At 66.6% G+C, this 15,467-nt stretch carries 15 protein-coding genes; 9 read left to right on the forward strand and 6 right to left on the reverse strand.

The genetic code is table 11. From position 1 onward, the window contains the following. Positions 1-127: 127 nt before the first annotated feature. The 4 genes from cobM to ACLMAJ_RS03285 form a co-directional block, all read right to left on the reverse strand. Positions 128-877 carry a precorrin-4 C(11)-methyltransferase gene (cobM, locus tag ACLMAJ_RS03270; RefSeq protein WP_412011928.1) on the reverse strand — a complete coding sequence of 250 codons (750 nt, stop codon included), beginning with the start codon at positions 875-877 and terminating at the stop codon, positions 128-130. Between the two features lie 29 nt (positions 878-906). Next, on the reverse strand, positions 907-1,332 hold the full coding sequence (locus tag ACLMAJ_RS03275) for a PPOX class F420-dependent oxidoreductase (RefSeq protein ID WP_412011929.1): 426 nt from the start codon (positions 1,330-1,332) through the stop codon (positions 907-909). 170 nt (positions 1,333-1,502) lie between these two features. Then, the gene (locus tag ACLMAJ_RS03280) at positions 1,503-2,120 is read right to left on the reverse strand and encodes a response regulator (RefSeq protein ID WP_412011930.1); all 618 of its coding nucleotides are present in this window, start codon (positions 2,118-2,120) and stop codon (positions 1,503-1,505) included. Further along, the gene (locus tag ACLMAJ_RS03285) at positions 2,117-3,325 is read right to left on the reverse strand and encodes a sensor histidine kinase (protein ID WP_412011931.1); all 1,209 of its coding nucleotides are present in this window, start codon (positions 3,323-3,325) and stop codon (positions 2,117-2,119) included. Before ACLMAJ_RS03285 ends, ACLMAJ_RS03280 begins: the two co-directional genes overlap by 4 nt. 130 nt (positions 3,326-3,455) lie before the next feature. Between ACLMAJ_RS03285 and ACLMAJ_RS03290 the strand changes: the two genes are divergently transcribed. Both ACLMAJ_RS03290 and ACLMAJ_RS03295 read left to right on the forward strand, forming a co-directional pair. Next, positions 3,456-4,523: an ABC transporter permease gene (locus ACLMAJ_RS03290; protein WP_412011932.1), complete on the forward strand. Its 1,068-nt coding sequence runs from the start codon at positions 3,456-3,458 to the stop codon at positions 4,521-4,523. A gap of 19 nt (positions 4,524-4,542) precedes the next feature. Next, positions 4,543-5,274: an ABC transporter ATP-binding protein gene (locus ACLMAJ_RS03295; RefSeq protein ID WP_412011933.1), complete on the forward strand. Its 732-nt coding sequence runs from the start codon at positions 4,543-4,545 to the stop codon at positions 5,272-5,274. Between the two features lie 41 nt (positions 5,275-5,315). Here the strand turns inward: ACLMAJ_RS03295 and ACLMAJ_RS03300 are convergent, their stop codons facing one another. Continuing rightward, on the reverse strand, positions 5,316-6,236 hold the full coding sequence (locus tag ACLMAJ_RS03300) for a LysR family transcriptional regulator (RefSeq protein ID WP_412011934.1): 921 nt from the start codon (positions 6,234-6,236) through the stop codon (positions 5,316-5,318). A gap of 142 nt (positions 6,237-6,378) precedes the next feature. Between ACLMAJ_RS03300 and ACLMAJ_RS03305 the strand changes: the two genes are divergently transcribed. Then, positions 6,379-7,794 (forward strand): MFS transporter, encoded by a 1,416-nt coding sequence (locus ACLMAJ_RS03305; protein ID WP_412011935.1) that lies wholly within the window; start codon positions 6,379-6,381, stop codon positions 7,792-7,794. Next, positions 7,791-8,537 (forward strand): 3-hydroxybutyrate dehydrogenase, encoded by a 747-nt coding sequence (locus tag ACLMAJ_RS03310; RefSeq protein WP_412011936.1) that lies wholly within the window; start codon positions 7,791-7,793, stop codon positions 8,535-8,537. Before ACLMAJ_RS03305 ends, ACLMAJ_RS03310 begins: the two co-directional genes overlap by 4 nt. A gap of 4 nt (positions 8,538-8,541) precedes the next feature. Here ACLMAJ_RS03310 and ACLMAJ_RS03315 read toward each other — a convergent pair whose 3' ends face one another. Beyond that, positions 8,542-9,135, reverse strand: a complete 594-nt coding sequence (locus tag ACLMAJ_RS03315; RefSeq protein WP_412011937.1) for an SACE_7040 family transcriptional regulator — start codon at positions 9,133-9,135, stop codon at positions 8,542-8,544. A 129-nt stretch (positions 9,136-9,264) separates the two neighbouring features. Here ACLMAJ_RS03315 and ACLMAJ_RS03320 point away from each other — a divergent pair, with 129 nt between their 5' ends. The 5 genes from ACLMAJ_RS03320 to ACLMAJ_RS03340 are packed head-to-tail and all read left to right on the forward strand — an operon-like array spanning position 9,265 to position 15,398. After that, positions 9,265-10,863, forward strand: coding sequence for a carboxyl transferase domain-containing protein (locus ACLMAJ_RS03320; protein WP_412011938.1), 1,599 nt, complete (start codon positions 9,265-9,267; stop codon positions 10,861-10,863). A 5-nt stretch (positions 10,864-10,868) separates the two neighbouring features. Next, entirely contained in the window at positions 10,869-12,926 is a 2,058-nt protein-coding gene (locus tag ACLMAJ_RS03325) for an acetyl/propionyl/methylcrotonyl-CoA carboxylase subunit alpha (protein ID WP_412011939.1), read from the forward strand. After that, a complete protein-coding gene (locus ACLMAJ_RS03330; RefSeq protein WP_412011940.1) occupies positions 12,923-14,083 on the forward strand; it encodes an acyl-CoA dehydrogenase family protein in 1,161 nt (386 codons plus the stop codon). Before ACLMAJ_RS03325 ends, ACLMAJ_RS03330 begins: the two co-directional genes overlap by 4 nt. Then, positions 14,080-14,574 carry a MaoC family dehydratase gene (locus ACLMAJ_RS03335; protein WP_412011941.1) on the forward strand — a complete coding sequence of 165 codons (495 nt, stop codon included), beginning with the start codon at positions 14,080-14,082 and terminating at the stop codon, positions 14,572-14,574. Before ACLMAJ_RS03330 ends, ACLMAJ_RS03335 begins: the two co-directional genes overlap by 4 nt. Then, positions 14,571-15,398 (forward strand): HpcH/HpaI aldolase/citrate lyase family protein, encoded by an 828-nt coding sequence (locus ACLMAJ_RS03340; RefSeq protein WP_412011942.1) that lies wholly within the window; start codon positions 14,571-14,573, stop codon positions 15,396-15,398. The genes ACLMAJ_RS03335 and ACLMAJ_RS03340 overlap by 4 nt, the downstream gene beginning before the upstream one ends. Positions 15,399-15,467 lie beyond the last annotated feature (69 nt).

Consider the following 15,467-nt stretch of genomic DNA (forward strand, 5'->3'; position numbering starts at 1 on the left):
CACCGGTCTCACACTGCTTGCTCGAGGTCGCATGACCGCGGCAAACCGGGCATTTGGCAACTGAGGCCGATGCCGAGGACACCCACGCACGGGGACGGCTCGAGGCTGACAACGGCTGGCCGATCGCTCAATTCGAGCGGTTGCGAGCCGGATCGTAGAGGTGTGAGCGTGCGCAGAGCGATGCTTCGCCGAGGGCCCTGCCGACGAGGATGATCGCGGCCTGCCGGAGGTTCGTGGCTTCGACCTGGTCGGCGATGTCGGTCAGCGTGCCGCGAAGGACCAACTGTTGCGGCTGGCTCGCCCGGTACACCACCGCGACCGGGCACTCCGCGCCGTAATCCGCGACCAGTTCGGCGGCCAGCGTGCGGATCCGGGTAATGGCCAGGTGCAGGACCAGCGTCGCGCCGGTGTTGGCGAAGTTCGCCAGTGCTTCGGAGTCGGGCATCGCCGTCGAGCGGGCCTGGGTCCGGGTGAGCACGACCGACTGGACGAGTTCGGGCACTGTCAGTTCGGTGCCGAGCACGGCGGCCGCGGCGGCATAGGCGGGGACGCCCGGGGTGACATCCCATGAGATGTTGTCGGCGTCGAGGCGGCGGGTCTGCTCGGTGAGTGCCGAGTAGATCGAGGGGTCGCCGGAGCAGAGACGGGCCACGTCCTTGCCGGACTCGTCGGCGCGGACCAGGTGGCCGATGATCTGGTCGATATCCAGATGCTGGGTGTCGATCAGTTCGGTGTCGGGCGCGCAGTACGCGAGCACCTCCGGATCAAGGTAGGTGCCCGCGTACAGGCAGACGGGCGAAGTCCGTAGCAACTGCACCGCGCGCACCGTCAACAGGTCGGCGGCGCCGGGCCCGGCCCCGATGAAGTGCACGGTCATACCGGAGAGTCTATTCAGGCCATGACAGCTCAGCCGATCGCGTCGAAATGCGCGATCACCTTGGTCGGCCGCACCCGCACCACGAGTTCGCCCGGCACGCCGTTGCGCTTGCCGAATTCCTCGGCGCGCTCGGCGCCCATATAGCGACCGCCGATTTCGGTGGCCGTGCGGACGAGGTTGTCGAGATCCTCGGACAGGGTGACCGTGCCCTGGATCTGGATGGAACCGTAGGGCGGCTCCTCGAGATCGACGCAGATGGCGATGCGGGGATCACGAGCGAGGGCCTTGCCCTTGGCACTGGTCTTGCCGGTGTTGAACACCAACTCCTCGCCCTCGAGGACGAACCAGACGGGGGTCACGATCGGCCTGCCATCGGCGGCGACGAACGCCACCTTGGCGGTCTTGGTGCCCTGGGAGAGGAACTCGCGCACTTGGGGGTCCGTCAGTGAGGCCATGGACCACACCATAAAGCCCACTCGCCCGGCCTCGCCGCCCTCAGGGCCGCATGTCGCCGCACCGCACCATCCAGCACTCCACGTGTACTGCGAAATGGTGGCTCCATGCGGAAATGGTGGCACCCGCGAGCCGACCACCATCCAACTGGTTCACCGCAACGCGAGCAGTGTCAGATTGCGCCGTGTTCGCGAGCGCGGGCAACCGCGGAGGTGCGGGAGCGGACGCCGAGTTTGGCGTAGATGTGGACGAGGTGAGACTTGACGGTGGTCTCGCTGAGGAATAGTTCTTTGGCGATCTCACGGTTGGATCGGCCGTCGGCGACGAGACGAAGCACCTCGATCTCGCGTGCGCTCAGCGTCGTGTCGGCTCGACGGACTCGAGTCATCAGCTTGGACGCCACCGCGGGCGACAGCACGCTCTCCCCCGCCGCCGCCGAACGGACCGCGGCGAGCAATTCGGTGGGCGGAGTGTCCTTCAGGATGTAGCCGCAGGCGCCCGCCTCGATGGCGCCGAGAATGTCGGCGTCGGTGTCGTAGTTGGTGACTACCAGCACGTTCGGCGGGGTGGGGAGGGCGCGCAGCTCGGTGGTCGCGTCGACGCCGGAGCGGCCGGGGCCGAAGCTCAGGTCCATCAGCACCAGATCGACCGGGGTTGTCGCGCAAAAGGCGACGGCGGCCTCAGCGGTGGGCGCCTCGCCTACGACGGTGATCTCATCGCCGCTTTCGAGCAGAGCGCGCAGTCCGGCGCGGACGATGGCGTGGTCGTCAGCCAGCAGCAGTCTGATCACGGGTGATCCAGATCGACTGAATCTAGCAGGGGTGCAAGGGAATTCGACTGGACTGGGCCCAGTGGAAACGAGGCGGTGACGGCGGTGTGTCCCGGTTCGGACTCGACGGCCAATGTGCCGCCTTGCTGTTCGACTCGGCTACGCATGGCGGCAAGTCCGAAGGTGCCGGACGGGGCGCGTTCCAGCACAACCGGGTCGATGCCCATGCCGTCGTCGACCACGTCGAGGTGCACATCGGTGTCGGCGTAGGTCAGCGTGAGACGCATCCGGCTCGCGCGGGCATGGCGCACGACGTTCGAAACCGCCCCCTGGGCGATGCGCACCAACGCGGCTTCGATCGGCATCGGAAGCCGTTCGGGGACACCTTCGATCACCATCTGACCGGTCAGTCCGGGCGACTCGGCCCGTCGGCATATTCGTTCGAGAGCCTGCGCCAGCGACTGGCCCTCCAACGCGGCGGGCGTCAATTCGGCTATCAGCCTTCGGGTTTCGGCAAGATCCTCCGCCGCGGTCTCCCGCGCGAGTCGAATCTGTTGCAGCGCGGGATGGTCCGGCGACGATTGCTCGACCGCGTGCAGCAGCAACTGGATGCTGCTGAGTCCCTGGGCGACGGTGTCGTGGATCTCCTGCGCCAACCGCTCACGCTCGGCCAACTTGCCCGCCGTGCGCTCCTGGTCCGCGAGAGTCGCTCGGGTGCTGAGTAATTCGTCGATCAGTCGCTGCCGATCGACGGACTCTCGGAACAGCGCCTGGTAACCCAGCCCTATCCCGACGGCAACGGCGGCACCGAGGGTCGGGCCGATCGCGCCTGCCACCGACCACCCACGATGCAGCCCGAAACCGACCACGGCCACCACGTCCGCGGCCACCACCGCGAGCAGACTCCATGGTCGCGGCAACAGATGCAGGTACAGGAAGAATAGGCCGAATGCGAGATATCCGGCATCGGGCGCGACCACGACGAGGCCGAGCCACAGCACGGTGAGCGCCAGCAACCAGAGCTGGATCGCGCGAGAACCGGTGCCGAGCAGGGCACCCGCGAAGTAGGTCGCCAGGAACGCGACGGTCAGCGTGATCACCGGGACCGGATGCGCGGCGCCCGGCAGCAGCGCCCGCACGGCCGTCAGCACCGCAAGCGCCGTCACCAGCACATGCAGCCCCAACCGCAGCGCGGTGAAGACAGGGGTGAGTGGCGACGAGTGCACGATGCCAGCTTATGTGCGGCTACCCGGGCGGCATCCATCGAAAGGTGTAAAACACCGGCCAACCTTCGATCGGCCTCCGATCCATCGCTCGCGCGATGGCAACACCCACCGCGAACAGCAGAGTGAAGGTATGTTCGTCGCACTCCGGGATCTACGGGCCGCACGCGGCCGTTTCCTGCTCATCACTCTGGTCGTCACTCTGGTGGCGCTGCTGGTGAGCTTTCTCAGCGGGCTCACTGCCGGGCTCGCGCACCAGAACATCTCGGCTATCGAGGCCATCTCCGCCGACGCCATCGTCTTCGCCGACACCGGCGCGGATCCCTCGTTCGACGCCTCCGCACTGACCGAACAACAGATCGAGACCTGGCGCAACGCCGCGGGCCGCAACGGCACTGTCGACCCGATCGGCATCGGTCACGCGGCCGCGGCGGTGGCCGGTCGCGGCGACTCCGAGCCCGCTCGGGTCGCCCTGTTCGGCGCGGGAGGAACCGCTTTCGGCAATCGTGTCGCAACCGAGCCGGGCACGGTGGTGCTCAGCTCGGGCGCGGCCGAGGCTCTCGCCGCACGAACCGGTGACAAAGTCACCCTCGACGCAGGTACTTTCACGGTGGCCTCCATCGGCGGCGACGACTGGTACAGCCACACCCCGGTGGTCTGGATGACGCCCGCGGACTGGCGGTCGGTAAGTCCACGCGGCGCAGCCGCCACCGTGCTCGCGGTATCCGGTGTCCCGAACATGGTCGCTGTCAACACAACTGCGCACACCACCACGACAAGCGTCTCCGGATCATTGTCGGCTCTGAGCGCGTACCAGGCCGAAAACGGTTCCCTGACACTGATGACGGTGCTGCTGTTCGCCATCTCGGCCTTGGTGATCGGCGCCTTCTTCACCGTATGGACCGTCCAGCGCGGACCCGATATCGCCACACTGAAAGCGCTCGGCGCGACCTCGGGTTCCCTGGTTCGCGACGCGCTCGCCCAGGCCGCGATCGTGCTGGCCGTCGGTGTCGCGACCGGCCTCGGAATCACTTTTGTCGCAGCCACATTCATGGGCGGCGCACTGCCCTTCGTGCTCGCCCCGACAACCACCCTGCTACCCGCCGCGGCCCTGATCGTGCTCGGCCTCCTCGGCGCAACCTTCGCGCTGCGCTTCCTGTTCACCACCGACCCACTCACCGCGCTCAACGCGGCGCGCTGACCAACGGAGCCGCGATACCATGACCGCCACCGCACTGACCGTCGACGACGTAACCCTCACCTACCCGGACGGCACCGGCAGGCTCACCGCGTTGAACAGCGTGCGCCTGCACGTCACCGGTGGCACCGTCGCCGCCATCACCGGCCCCTCCGGCTCGGGTAAATCCAGCCTGCTCGCCGCCGTGTCGACACTGATCCGCCCCGACTCCGGCCGTATCACTCTCGAAACAGTGGACAGCACAGTCGATCTCGTGACATTGACTCGGCGTGAGGCTGCCGCGCTCCGCCGTTCGTCCATCGGCATCGTCTTCCAACAGCCGAATCTGATCCCGGCCCTCACCGCGGTCGAACAGCTCACGGTGATGTCACACCTCGGCAGGCACCTGTTCACCCCACCGGCACGTCGCCGCGAAACCAACACCAAGGCAATGGAACTCCTCGACGCGGTGGGCCTGGCCGATCAGCACGGCAAGCGTCCCGCCCAACTCTCCGGCGGCCAACGCCAGCGCGTGAACATCGCCCGCGCACTGATGAACGACCCGGCGCTACTGGTCATCGACGAACCGACAAGCGCACTCGATACCGAACGCGGCGCCGCCATCATCGACCTGATCCTCACCGTCGTCCGCGACCACAGCGCGGCAACCCTGCTCGTCACCCACGACCGCGCCCATCTACACCAGATGAACGCGGTCTATCGAATGGTCGACGGCATCCTCGACATCGACCGCACGATCAGTCGCGTCGCCTGACAGCGGGAGGTCGCCGCTACCGACAGCGGCGGCGCGACCATTCACCGGATCCCCAGCAGCGCATCGCTCTGCTCGCGCACCCGAACTCGAATCGCATCGACCACCGCCGCCACCTCCGGTCTGCGCAGCGTCTCGGTGCGGGTGACGAGCCAATAGGCGAGTCGAATCGACACCGCGTCAGGGAGCACACGCACCAGGTCGTCGTGGCGGTCGGCCATGAAACAGGGCAGCAGCCCGAGGCCCGCCGAGGCCCTGGTCGCCTCGACGTGCACGAAAACGTTGGTGGATGACACCGATTCGCGCATCGCGGGCACGAAACTCGAGGCGACGTCGAGGACGTCGACCTGCAACATCGAATCGATGAAGTACACCAGCGGGTGGCGCGCCAGATCGTCGATGTGCTCGGGCGTTCCGCGTTCCCGCAGGTAGTCCCTGGAGCCATAGAGCCCGAGGCAGTAGTCGGCCAGGCGAAACGCCTTGGCGCGGTGCACCTGCGGCTCGCCGACCACTACCTCCACATCCAGCCCCGAACGCTGCTGGGACGCGCGCCGTGTCGTCGCGACGATTTCGACCGCGATCTTCGGATGTTGCCGCCGCACGTCGGCGGCCGCGGGCGCGGCCAGGTAAGCACTGAAACCGTCGGTTGCCGAAAGCCGGACCACGCCTTCCAACACCCGGGTCCCGGTCGCGTCGACCGTGAGCGACTTGACCGCCGTCTCCACGACCTCGGCGGCGGCGAGCGCCTCCCTGCCGAGGTCGGTGAGTTCCCAGCCGCCACTGGCGCGGGCAAGCACCCGGCCGCCGAGGGTTTGCTCCAGCGCGGCGATCCTGCGCGAGATCGTAGTGTGGTTGATGCCGAGCTCTTCCGCCGCGGACACGAAGCGGCCGGACCTGCCGACGGCGAGCAGAACCAGCAGATCATCCGCGCTCGGGCGGTTCGGCCCTGAAGGTGTCGGGCTCATTTCTGCATTCTTGCAGATGCCTCGTGCACATCTGGCCATTGCGGTCCTAGTTACCTGCACGAATACTCGTCCTGACCATGAAATTGTGGGCGCCATCACATTTGATCTCCAGATGTGGCGCCGGTCATGAAGGAGAACCTCGATGAGCGTGCAAAATGCATTGCGCCCGACCGGCGACGATCCCGGCGGCGTACCGACGGGCCTGCGGCGAGTGGTTGCCGCGTCGATGGCGGGCACGGTCGTCGAATGGTACGAGTTCTTCCTCTATGGCACCGCGGCGACGCTGGTCTTCAGCAAGGTGTTCTTCGCCAAGGACACCAGCGACCTCGACGCCATCCTCGCGGCCTTCGTCACCTACGCGGTCGGCTTCGCGGCGCGCCCACTCGGTGGCATCGTCTTCGGATACTTCGGCGACCGCTACGGCCGCAAGAAACTGCTCCAGTTCAGCCTGCTGCTTGTCGGCGTCTCGACGTTCCTGATGGGCTGTCTGCCGACCTTCGGCCAAGTCGGCTACTTGGCGCCCGCACTGCTCGTCACACTCCGTTTCATCCAAGGTTTCGCGGTGGGCGGCGAATGGGGCGGCGCGGTGTTGCTCGTGGCCGAACACAGTCCGAGCAAGAGCCGCGGATTCTGGGCCAGTTGGCCACAGGCGGGGGTGCCGGTGGGCAACATGCTCGCCACGGTCGCACTGCTGACCCTGACCTCGACGCTTTCGGATGCCGCGTTCCTCAGCTGGGGCTGGCGGGTCGCGTTCTGGTTGTCCGCGGTCGTGGTACTGGTCGGCTACTACATCCGGACCAAGGTCACCGACGCACCGATCTTTCTCGAGGCGCAGCAGCAGATGGAGCGGATCAAGGCCAGTTCGTTCACCGTCGTCGAGGTGCTGAAGCGTTATCCGCGTGGCATTTTCACCGCGATGGGCCTTCGGTTCGGCGAAAACATCATGTACTACCTGGTTGTCACCTTCACGATCACCTATCTCAAGGTGCATGTCGGTATCAACACCAAGACCATTCTCTGGTGGCTGCTCATCGCGCACGCCGTGCACTTGCTCGCCATCCCCCTGGCCGGGCGACTGAGCGACCGATTCGGTAGGCGGCCCGTCTATTTCGTCGGCGCGATCACCGCGGGTACCTGGGGCTTCTTCGCATTCCCGATGATGGACAGCGGGCACAACGCGATCATCATGTCCGCGATCATTATCGGCCTGGTATTCCACGCGCTCATGTATGCCGCACAGCCCGCGATCATGGCGGAGATGTTCCCGACCCGGATGCGCTATTCCGGTGTGTCGCTGGGGTATCAGGTCACCTCGATCGTGGCCGGGTCGCTCGCACCGATCATCGCCGTGCGGCTGCTCGACGAGTTCGACTCCGCCGTCCCGATCGCCTGGTACCTGGCCGCGGCCGCGGCCGTCACAGCGATCGCCGTCTACTTCGCCAAGGAGACGAGCGGCATCGACCTGGAGAGCATCGACCTCGCCGACGCCGACATCCTCGCCGCCGAAGCCGATGCCGCACCGAAGGCAGCCGAAACCGCGGGAAAGAGGCTCAAATGACTGATTTGACCGGACGTTCGGCACTGGTGACCGGTGCTGCGAGCGGTATCGGCGCGGCGTGTGCGCGCGAGCTGGCGGCACGTGGCGCGCTGGTCACCATCGCCGATATCGATGACGTCGGCGCGAAAGCGCTGGCCGCCGAGATCGGCGGAAAGGCTTGGGCGGTAGACCTTCTCGAGGTCGCCGCCTTGGAAGATCTGGATCTCGAGGTAGACATCCTGGTGAATAACGCCGGGGTGCAGAGCATCAGCCCGATCGAGCAGTTCGCGCCGGAGGAGTTCCGGAAGCTGCTGACGCTCATGGTCGAGGCGCCGTTCCTGCTCATCCGCGCGGCTCTTCCGCACATGTATCGGCAGGGGTTCGGTCGGATCGTCAATATCTCGTCGGTGCACGGTCTGCGGGCCTCCGAATACAAGGTGGCGTATGTGACGGCCAAGCACGGGCTGGAGGGCCTGTCGAAGGTAACCGCACTCGAGGGCGGCGGGCGCGGGGTGACCAGCAATTGCGTCAATCCCGGTTACGTCAGAACGCCGCTGGTCGACAAGCAGATCGCCGATCAGGCCAAGGCACACGGCATCCCCGCGCAAGAGGTGCTCGAGCAGGTGCTGCTGACCGAGAGCGCGATAAAACGCCTGGTCGAACCGGAGGAGGTCGCCAACCTTGTCGGATGGCTCGCCGCATCCAGCGCGAGCATGGTGACGGGGGCTTCCTACACCATGGACGGCGGCTGGAGCGCTCGTTGACACCTCACCCCAGCGCGGCAAGCGCCATTCGACGCAGGATCGGACGGGCGCGGGTCGCGGTGGCGGAGGTCGCGCTGTGCGGGGTGGAGTTGATCAGACCGAAGGCCGCATGAGCTTGCACACGTGCGGTCTCCTCGAGGAGATCCGGATGCAGCTCACGCAGGATCGCGACCCAGATCTCGACATACTGCCGCTGGGTTCGGCGCAGTTCGCGGCGGGCGACGGTCGGCACGTTGTCCAGGTCGCGGTCCTGGATCCGAATGAGCTCGGGCTCACCGAGTGCGAAATCCAGATGGAAGTCGACGAGACCGGCGAGCGCCGCCTCCGCGGTGCCCGTCCGCGCGACCACCGCCTTCCCGCCGTCGAGCAGTCGCTGGCTGACACCGACGAGCAACTCGACGAGCAGTGCCTCCTTATTGGGGAAGTGACGGTAGACCGCGGGACCGCTGATGCCGACGGCGGCGCCGAGGTCGTCGAGGCGCATGCCGAGGAACCCGCGCTCGGCGATGAGCCGGGCACCGGCTTCCTTCAACTGCGCCCTGCGCTGCGCCTTCAGCTGCTCCCTGCGGGTGAAAGCGACAGGTTCGATGCTGGTCACACGCGCCCCTTTCGAATGCTGGTTCTTGCGAGCGACCTGCAAGCAATCGCTATGGCCTGGACATCTCAGTTAATCAAGATTAACCTGAATTCCAGTTATCGGCCACTAACTGGACGACGGGACAGCGTGATGACGGCAGTAGAAACCGCGGTCGACAACCGCACGGCGCATCAGGCGCTGACCGACGACCTGCGCGAACGGCTCGCGCGGGCCGCGCTCGGCGGGCCCGCGAAGGCGCGGGAACGCCACGTCGCCCGCGGCAAGCTGCTCCCCCGGGAACGGGTGGATCAACTGCTCGACCCCGGCAGCCCCTTCCTCGAACTGTCGCCGCTGGCCGCCACCGGCATGTACGGCGACGAATCTCCCGGCGCCGGGATCATCACCGGCATCGGGCGGGTATCGGGGCGTGAGTGCGTCATCGTGGCCAACGACGCCACCGTAAAGGGCGGCACCTACTACCCGATGACGGTGAAGAAGCATCTGCGCGCACAGGAGATCGCGCTACAGAATCAGCTGCCGTGTCTGTATCTCGTCGATTCCGGCGGAGCGTACCTACCGCATCAGGACGAGGTTTTTCCCGATCGGGAACATTTCGGCCGCATCTTCTTCAACCAGGCGACCATGAGCGCCAAGGCGATTCCGCAGATCGCCGCCGTGCTCGGATCGTGCACCGCGGGCGGCGCGTACGTGCCGGCGATGAGCGACGAGGCGGTGATCGTGCGCAATCAGGGCACGATTTTCCTCGCAGGACCGCCGCTTGTGAAGGCGGCGACCGGCGAGGTGGTGACCGCTGAGGAACTGGGCGGCGGTGAATTGCACTCGCGCACCTCGGGAGTAACCGATCACCTGGCCGAGGATGACCAGGACGCGTTGCGCATCGTGCGCCGAATCGTGGCCACTCTCGGCCCGCGTCCCGCCGGACCATGGGAAGTACTGCCGACCACGACCCCGGCCGCGCCGGAGAGCGAGCTGTACGACGTAGTGCCGGTCGACCTGCGCACGCCCTACGACGTCCGCGAGGTCATCAACCGGCTCGTCGACGGCGGCTCGAACGGGGACAGCGCCTTTCACGAGTTCAAGGCCGAATACGGCAAAACACTGGTGACCGGATTCGCCCACATCCACGGCCACCCGGTGGGCATCGTCGCCAACAATGGCGTGCTGTTCAGCGAATCCGCCATGAAGGGCGCGCATTTCATCGAACTGTGCGACAAGCGCAAGATCCCGCTGCTGTTCCTACAGAACATCACCGGGTTCATGGTCGGCCGTGATTACGAGGCGGGTGGTATCGCCAAGCACGGCGCCAAGATGGTCACCGCGGTGGCCTGCGCGCGAGTGCCGAAACTGACGGTGGTGATCGGCGGCTCCTACGGCGCGGGCAACTATTCGATGTGCGGGCGCGCGTATTCGCCGCGCTTCCTGTGGATGTGGCCCAATGCCAGGATCTCGGTGATGGGCGGCGAGCAGGCCGCCTCGGTGCTCTCGACCGTCCGTGGCGATCAGCTCGACAGCAGCGGGCAGCCGTGGTCGACGCAGGACGAGGAGGCGTTCAAGGCGCCGATTCGCGAGCAATACGAGCACCAGGGCAATCCCTACTATTCGACGGCCCGGCTCTGGGACGATGGGGTAATCGACCCTGCGGATACGAGAACCGTTCTTGGACTTGCCCTTTCGGTGTGCGCGCAAGCGCCGCTCGAACCCGTTTCCTACGGCGTCTTCCGGATGTGATGACAATGCTGAACAAATCTCATCCCATCGAATTCGACACCGTGCTCGTCGCCAATCGCGGCGAGATCGCGGTCCGCGTCATTCGCACCCTGCGTGCCTTGGGGATTCGCTCCGTCGCGGTGTACAGCGATGCCGATGCCGAGGCCAGGCATGTCCGTGAGGCCGACGTAGCCGTGCACCTGGGGCCCGCGCCCGCGAGAGCGAGCTATCTCGCCATCGACAAGGTGGTCGCGGCCGCGGTGCGGTCCGGAGCGCAGGCGGTACACCCCGGCTACGGATTCCTGTCGGAGAACGCGGCTTTCGCCGCGGCGCTGGCCGAGGCGGGCATTGTCTTCCTCGGGCCGCCGGTGAAGGCGATCGAGATCATGGGCGACAAGATCGCGGCGAAGAACACCGTCGCGGCCTTCGATGTGCCGGTGGTGCCCGGCATCGCGAAGCCGGGCCTCACCGACGCGGAGTTGATCGCCGCTGCCACCGACATCGGGTATCCGGTACTGGTCAAGCCGTCGGCGGGTGGTGGAGGCAAGGGCATGCGGCTTGTCGAAGCGCCGCAACAGCTTCCCGACGCACTGGCCGGTGCCCGGCGCGAGGCCGGCGCGGCATTCGGGGACGACACCCTGTTCCTCGAGCGTTTCGTCTTGCGACCACGGCATATCGAGGTGCAGATCCTCGCCGACCAGTTCGGCCAGGTCATCCATCTCGGTGAACGCGAATGCAGCTTGCAGCGGCGGCACCAGAAGGTGGTCGAGGAGGCGCCGTCACCGCTGCTCGATGCGCAGACCCGCGCACGCATCGGCGCGGCCGCCTGCGATACGGCGCGCAGCGTGAACTACGTCGGTGCGGGCACCGTCGAATTCATCGTCTCCGCCGACCGGCCGGACGAGTTCTTCTTCATGGAGATGAATACCCGCCTACAGGTGGAACATCCGGTGACCGAGCTGGTGACCGGCGTCGATCTGGTGGAATGCCAGGTCCGCATCGCGGCGGGACAGCAGCTCACCGTCGAGCAGGACGAGATCCGGCTCGTCGGGCACGCGATCGAGGCGAGGGTTTACGCCGAGGATCCCGGCCGCGGGTTCCTGCCGACCGGCGGCACCGTGCTCGATCTGTCCGAGCCGCAAGGCAATGGCGTTCGAGTCGATTCGGGGCTGCGGATCGGCACGGTGGTCGGCAGCGACTACGACCCGATGCTCTCGAAGGTCATCGCGCACGGCAATGACCGCGGCGCGGCGCTGGCGAAACTCGATCGAGCACTGGCCGATACCGTGCTGCTCGGCGTGACCAGCAATATCGAGTTCCTGCGCTTTCTGCTCGCCGACCCGGATGTGGTCGCGGGCAAGCTCGATACCGGGTTGCTCGATCGGCGGGTCGCCGACTTCACCCCCGCCCCGGTCACCGACGACGACCTCATCGCGGCCGCCACCTATCACTGGCTACGGCGCTGGCCGACCACGGCGGGCGATCCGTGGGCGGTGCCCTCCGGCTGGCGGATCGGGACGGCCGCGCCGACACCGATACGGCTGGCCGGTGGCGCCCGCATCGAGCACGTGTACCTGACCGGCACTCCGGAGGCGGCGGTCGCGAAAGTGGGTGACGGCGAATCAACCTCACTGTCAGCCACTTTCGTGGCGCATAACTCGCCGACCGCGGGCGTCCTCACCCTCACATCGGCCGGTCTGCGGCGCGAGTATCGGGTCGCGGAACACGACGAACAGCTCTGGGTCGCGGGACCCGACGGCGTCACCGCGCTTCGGGAATTGGCGGAAGTGAAGGTGCGCGGCGGCAATGAGCATGTCGGCGACGCCGAGATTCTCAGCCCCATGCCGGGTTCGGTGATCGCGGTGCCGGTCCGCACCGGCGACGTAGTGGCCGCGGGTGCCCCGGTGGTCGTGGTGGAGGCGATGAAGATGGAGCATTCGCTCACCGCACCGATCGCGGGCACTGTCGAACTCCTCGTCGAACCGGGCACCCAGGTGCGGCTCGGCCAACCCCTCGCGCGCATCACCGCGCCCGACGCACCTACCGAGACGAATACCGCTGAGCGAGTAGGAGACCCCGCATGAACGACTTCCTGTCCACCGGTACGCTGCCCGACGACTATCGCGACCTCGCCATGACGGTGCGGGATTTCGCGCAATCGGTGGTGGCGCCGGTCGCCGCCGAACACGATGCGAACCACACCTTCCCGTACCAGGTGGTCGCCGGCATGGCGGAGATGGGCCTTTTCGGCCTGCCGTTCCCCGAGGAGTTCGGCGGTATGGGCGGCGACTATTTCGCGCTGTGCCTGGTCTTGGAGGAACTCGGCAAGGTCGATCAGAGCGTGGCCATCACGCTCGAGGCCGGTGTCTCGCTCGGCGCGATGCCCATCTACCGCTTCGGCAATGACGCACAGAAGCAGCAATGGCTGCCGCAGCTGACCAGCGGGCGCGCCCTTGCCGCGTTCGGGCTGACCGAACCGGGCGCGGGCAGCGACGCCGGCGGCACCCGCACCACAGCGACGCTCGACAGCGGCGACTGGGTCATCAACGGCAGCAAGCAGTTCATTACCAATTCGGGCACCGACATCACCAGGTTGGTGACCGCCACCGCGGTGACAGGACAGGCCGGTGGCAAGAAGGAGATCTCCACCATCCTGGTGCCGACCGACACCCCAGGATTCGTCGCCGGACCCGCGTACAACAAGGTGGGCTGGAATGCCTCCGATACCCACCCGCTGAGCTTCACCGACGTACGGGTGCCCGAGGAGAATCTGCTCGGCGAGCGCGGCCGCGGCTACGCGAACTTCCTGCGCATCCTGGACGAGGGCCGCATCGCCATCGCCGCGCTGTCGGTCGGCGCCGCGCAGGGCTGCGTGGACGAGAGTGTGCGCTACGCGAAGGACCGCGAGGCCTTCGGCCGACCGATCGGCCGCAACCAGGCCATCGCCTTCAAGATCGCCCGCATGGAGGCGCGCGCGCACGCCGCACGCACCGCCTACTATGACGCCGCCGCGCTGATGCTCGCGGGCAAGCCTTTCAAGAAGCAGGCCGCGATCGCGAAGCTGGTCGGCAGCGAGGCGGCGATGGACAACGCCCGCGACGCCACCCAGATCTTCGGTGGCTACGGGTTCATGAACGAATACGCTGTGGCAAGGCACTATCGCGACAGCAAGATCCTGGAGATCGGCGAGGGCACGACGGAGGTCCAGTTGATGCTGATCGGGCGGGAGTTGGGACTGTGAGCGCACCGGCGCAGCCGCGCAGGATAGTGCAGCGCGGCCTGTGGTTCGAGGAGTTGGAGACCGACGTTGTCTACGAGCACCGGCCCGGCCGCACCATCACCGAGGCCGACAATGTCCTGTTCACAACGCTGACGATGAACACCCAGGCGCTTCACCTGGATGCGGCGTTCAGCGAGCAGCTGCCACCGTTCCACCAGCGGCTGGTGAACTCGATGTTCACGCTGTCCACCCTGGTCGGCCTCTCGGTCGCGCAGCTGACCCAGGGCACCATCGTCGCCAACCTCGGCTTCTCCGACATCGCCTTCCCGAAGCCCCTGTTCCACGGCGACACCATGTACGCCGAGACCGTGATCATCGACAAGCGGGAGTCGAAGAGCCGCCAAGGCGAGGGCATCGCGACCTTCGCTCACACGGCGCGCAATCAGCACGGCGATATCGTCGCGACGGCGGTACGCAAGACGCTGGTCCGCAAAGAACCGAGCCGGCCATGAGTTGGGAAATGGCGGGCCCGGCCTGGTTGTTCTGTCCCGCGGATCGTCCCGAACGCTACGAAAAGGCCGCCGCGGCAGCCGATGTGGTGATCATCGATCTCGAGGACGGCGTCGCCACGGGAGACAAAGCCGCGGCACGCAAGGCGCTGACCGATACTGCGCTGGATCCCGAGACCACTGTCGTGCGGATCAATGCCGTCGGTACCGAAGACCACGACCTCGACCGCGCGGCGCTCGACCGCACCGATTATCGGCGGATCATGCTGCCGAAATGCGAATCCGCTGACCAGATCACCGCGCTGCCGGACTACGAGGTGATCGCGCTCATCGAATCGCCGCTCGGCGCGCTCGCGGTCGGCAGGGCGATGATGGTGCGCAATGCCATCGGAGTGATGTGGGGTGCGGAAGACCTGATTGCCGGGCTCGGCGGGAACTCGAGCAGGCATGCCGACGGCAGCTATCGCGATGTGGCGCGCCATGTTCGGTCCACCTCGCTGCTGGCCGCCAAGGCGTACGGGAAGTTCGCGCTCGACTCGGTGTATCTGAATTTCCGCGACCTCGACGGCTTGCGGGCGGAATCGCTCGACGCGGCCGCGATCGGTTTCGACGCGAAGGTAGCCATCCATCCGAGCCAGGTTCCGGTGATCAGGGCGGCGTACGCACCGTCCGATAAGGAAATCGACTGGGCCCGTCGGGTACTCGAGGAGGTACCGAAACATCGGGGCGTGTTCGCCTTCGAAGGTCGCATGGTCGACGCCCCGGTGCTGCGTCACGCCGAACAAATCGCGCGGCGTGGTTTCGACCGACCTGCAAGCAGTCGCTAGCGGCGTCGTTTCGACCGACCTGCAAGCAGTCGCTAGCGGCGTGGTTTCGACCGACCTGCAAGCAGTCGC

Origin of the sequence: Nocardia arseniciresistens, assembly GCF_046764875.1 — a bacterium.
GTDB classification, from domain to species: domain Bacteria; phylum Actinomycetota; class Actinomycetes; order Mycobacteriales; family Mycobacteriaceae; genus Nocardia; species Nocardia arseniciresistens.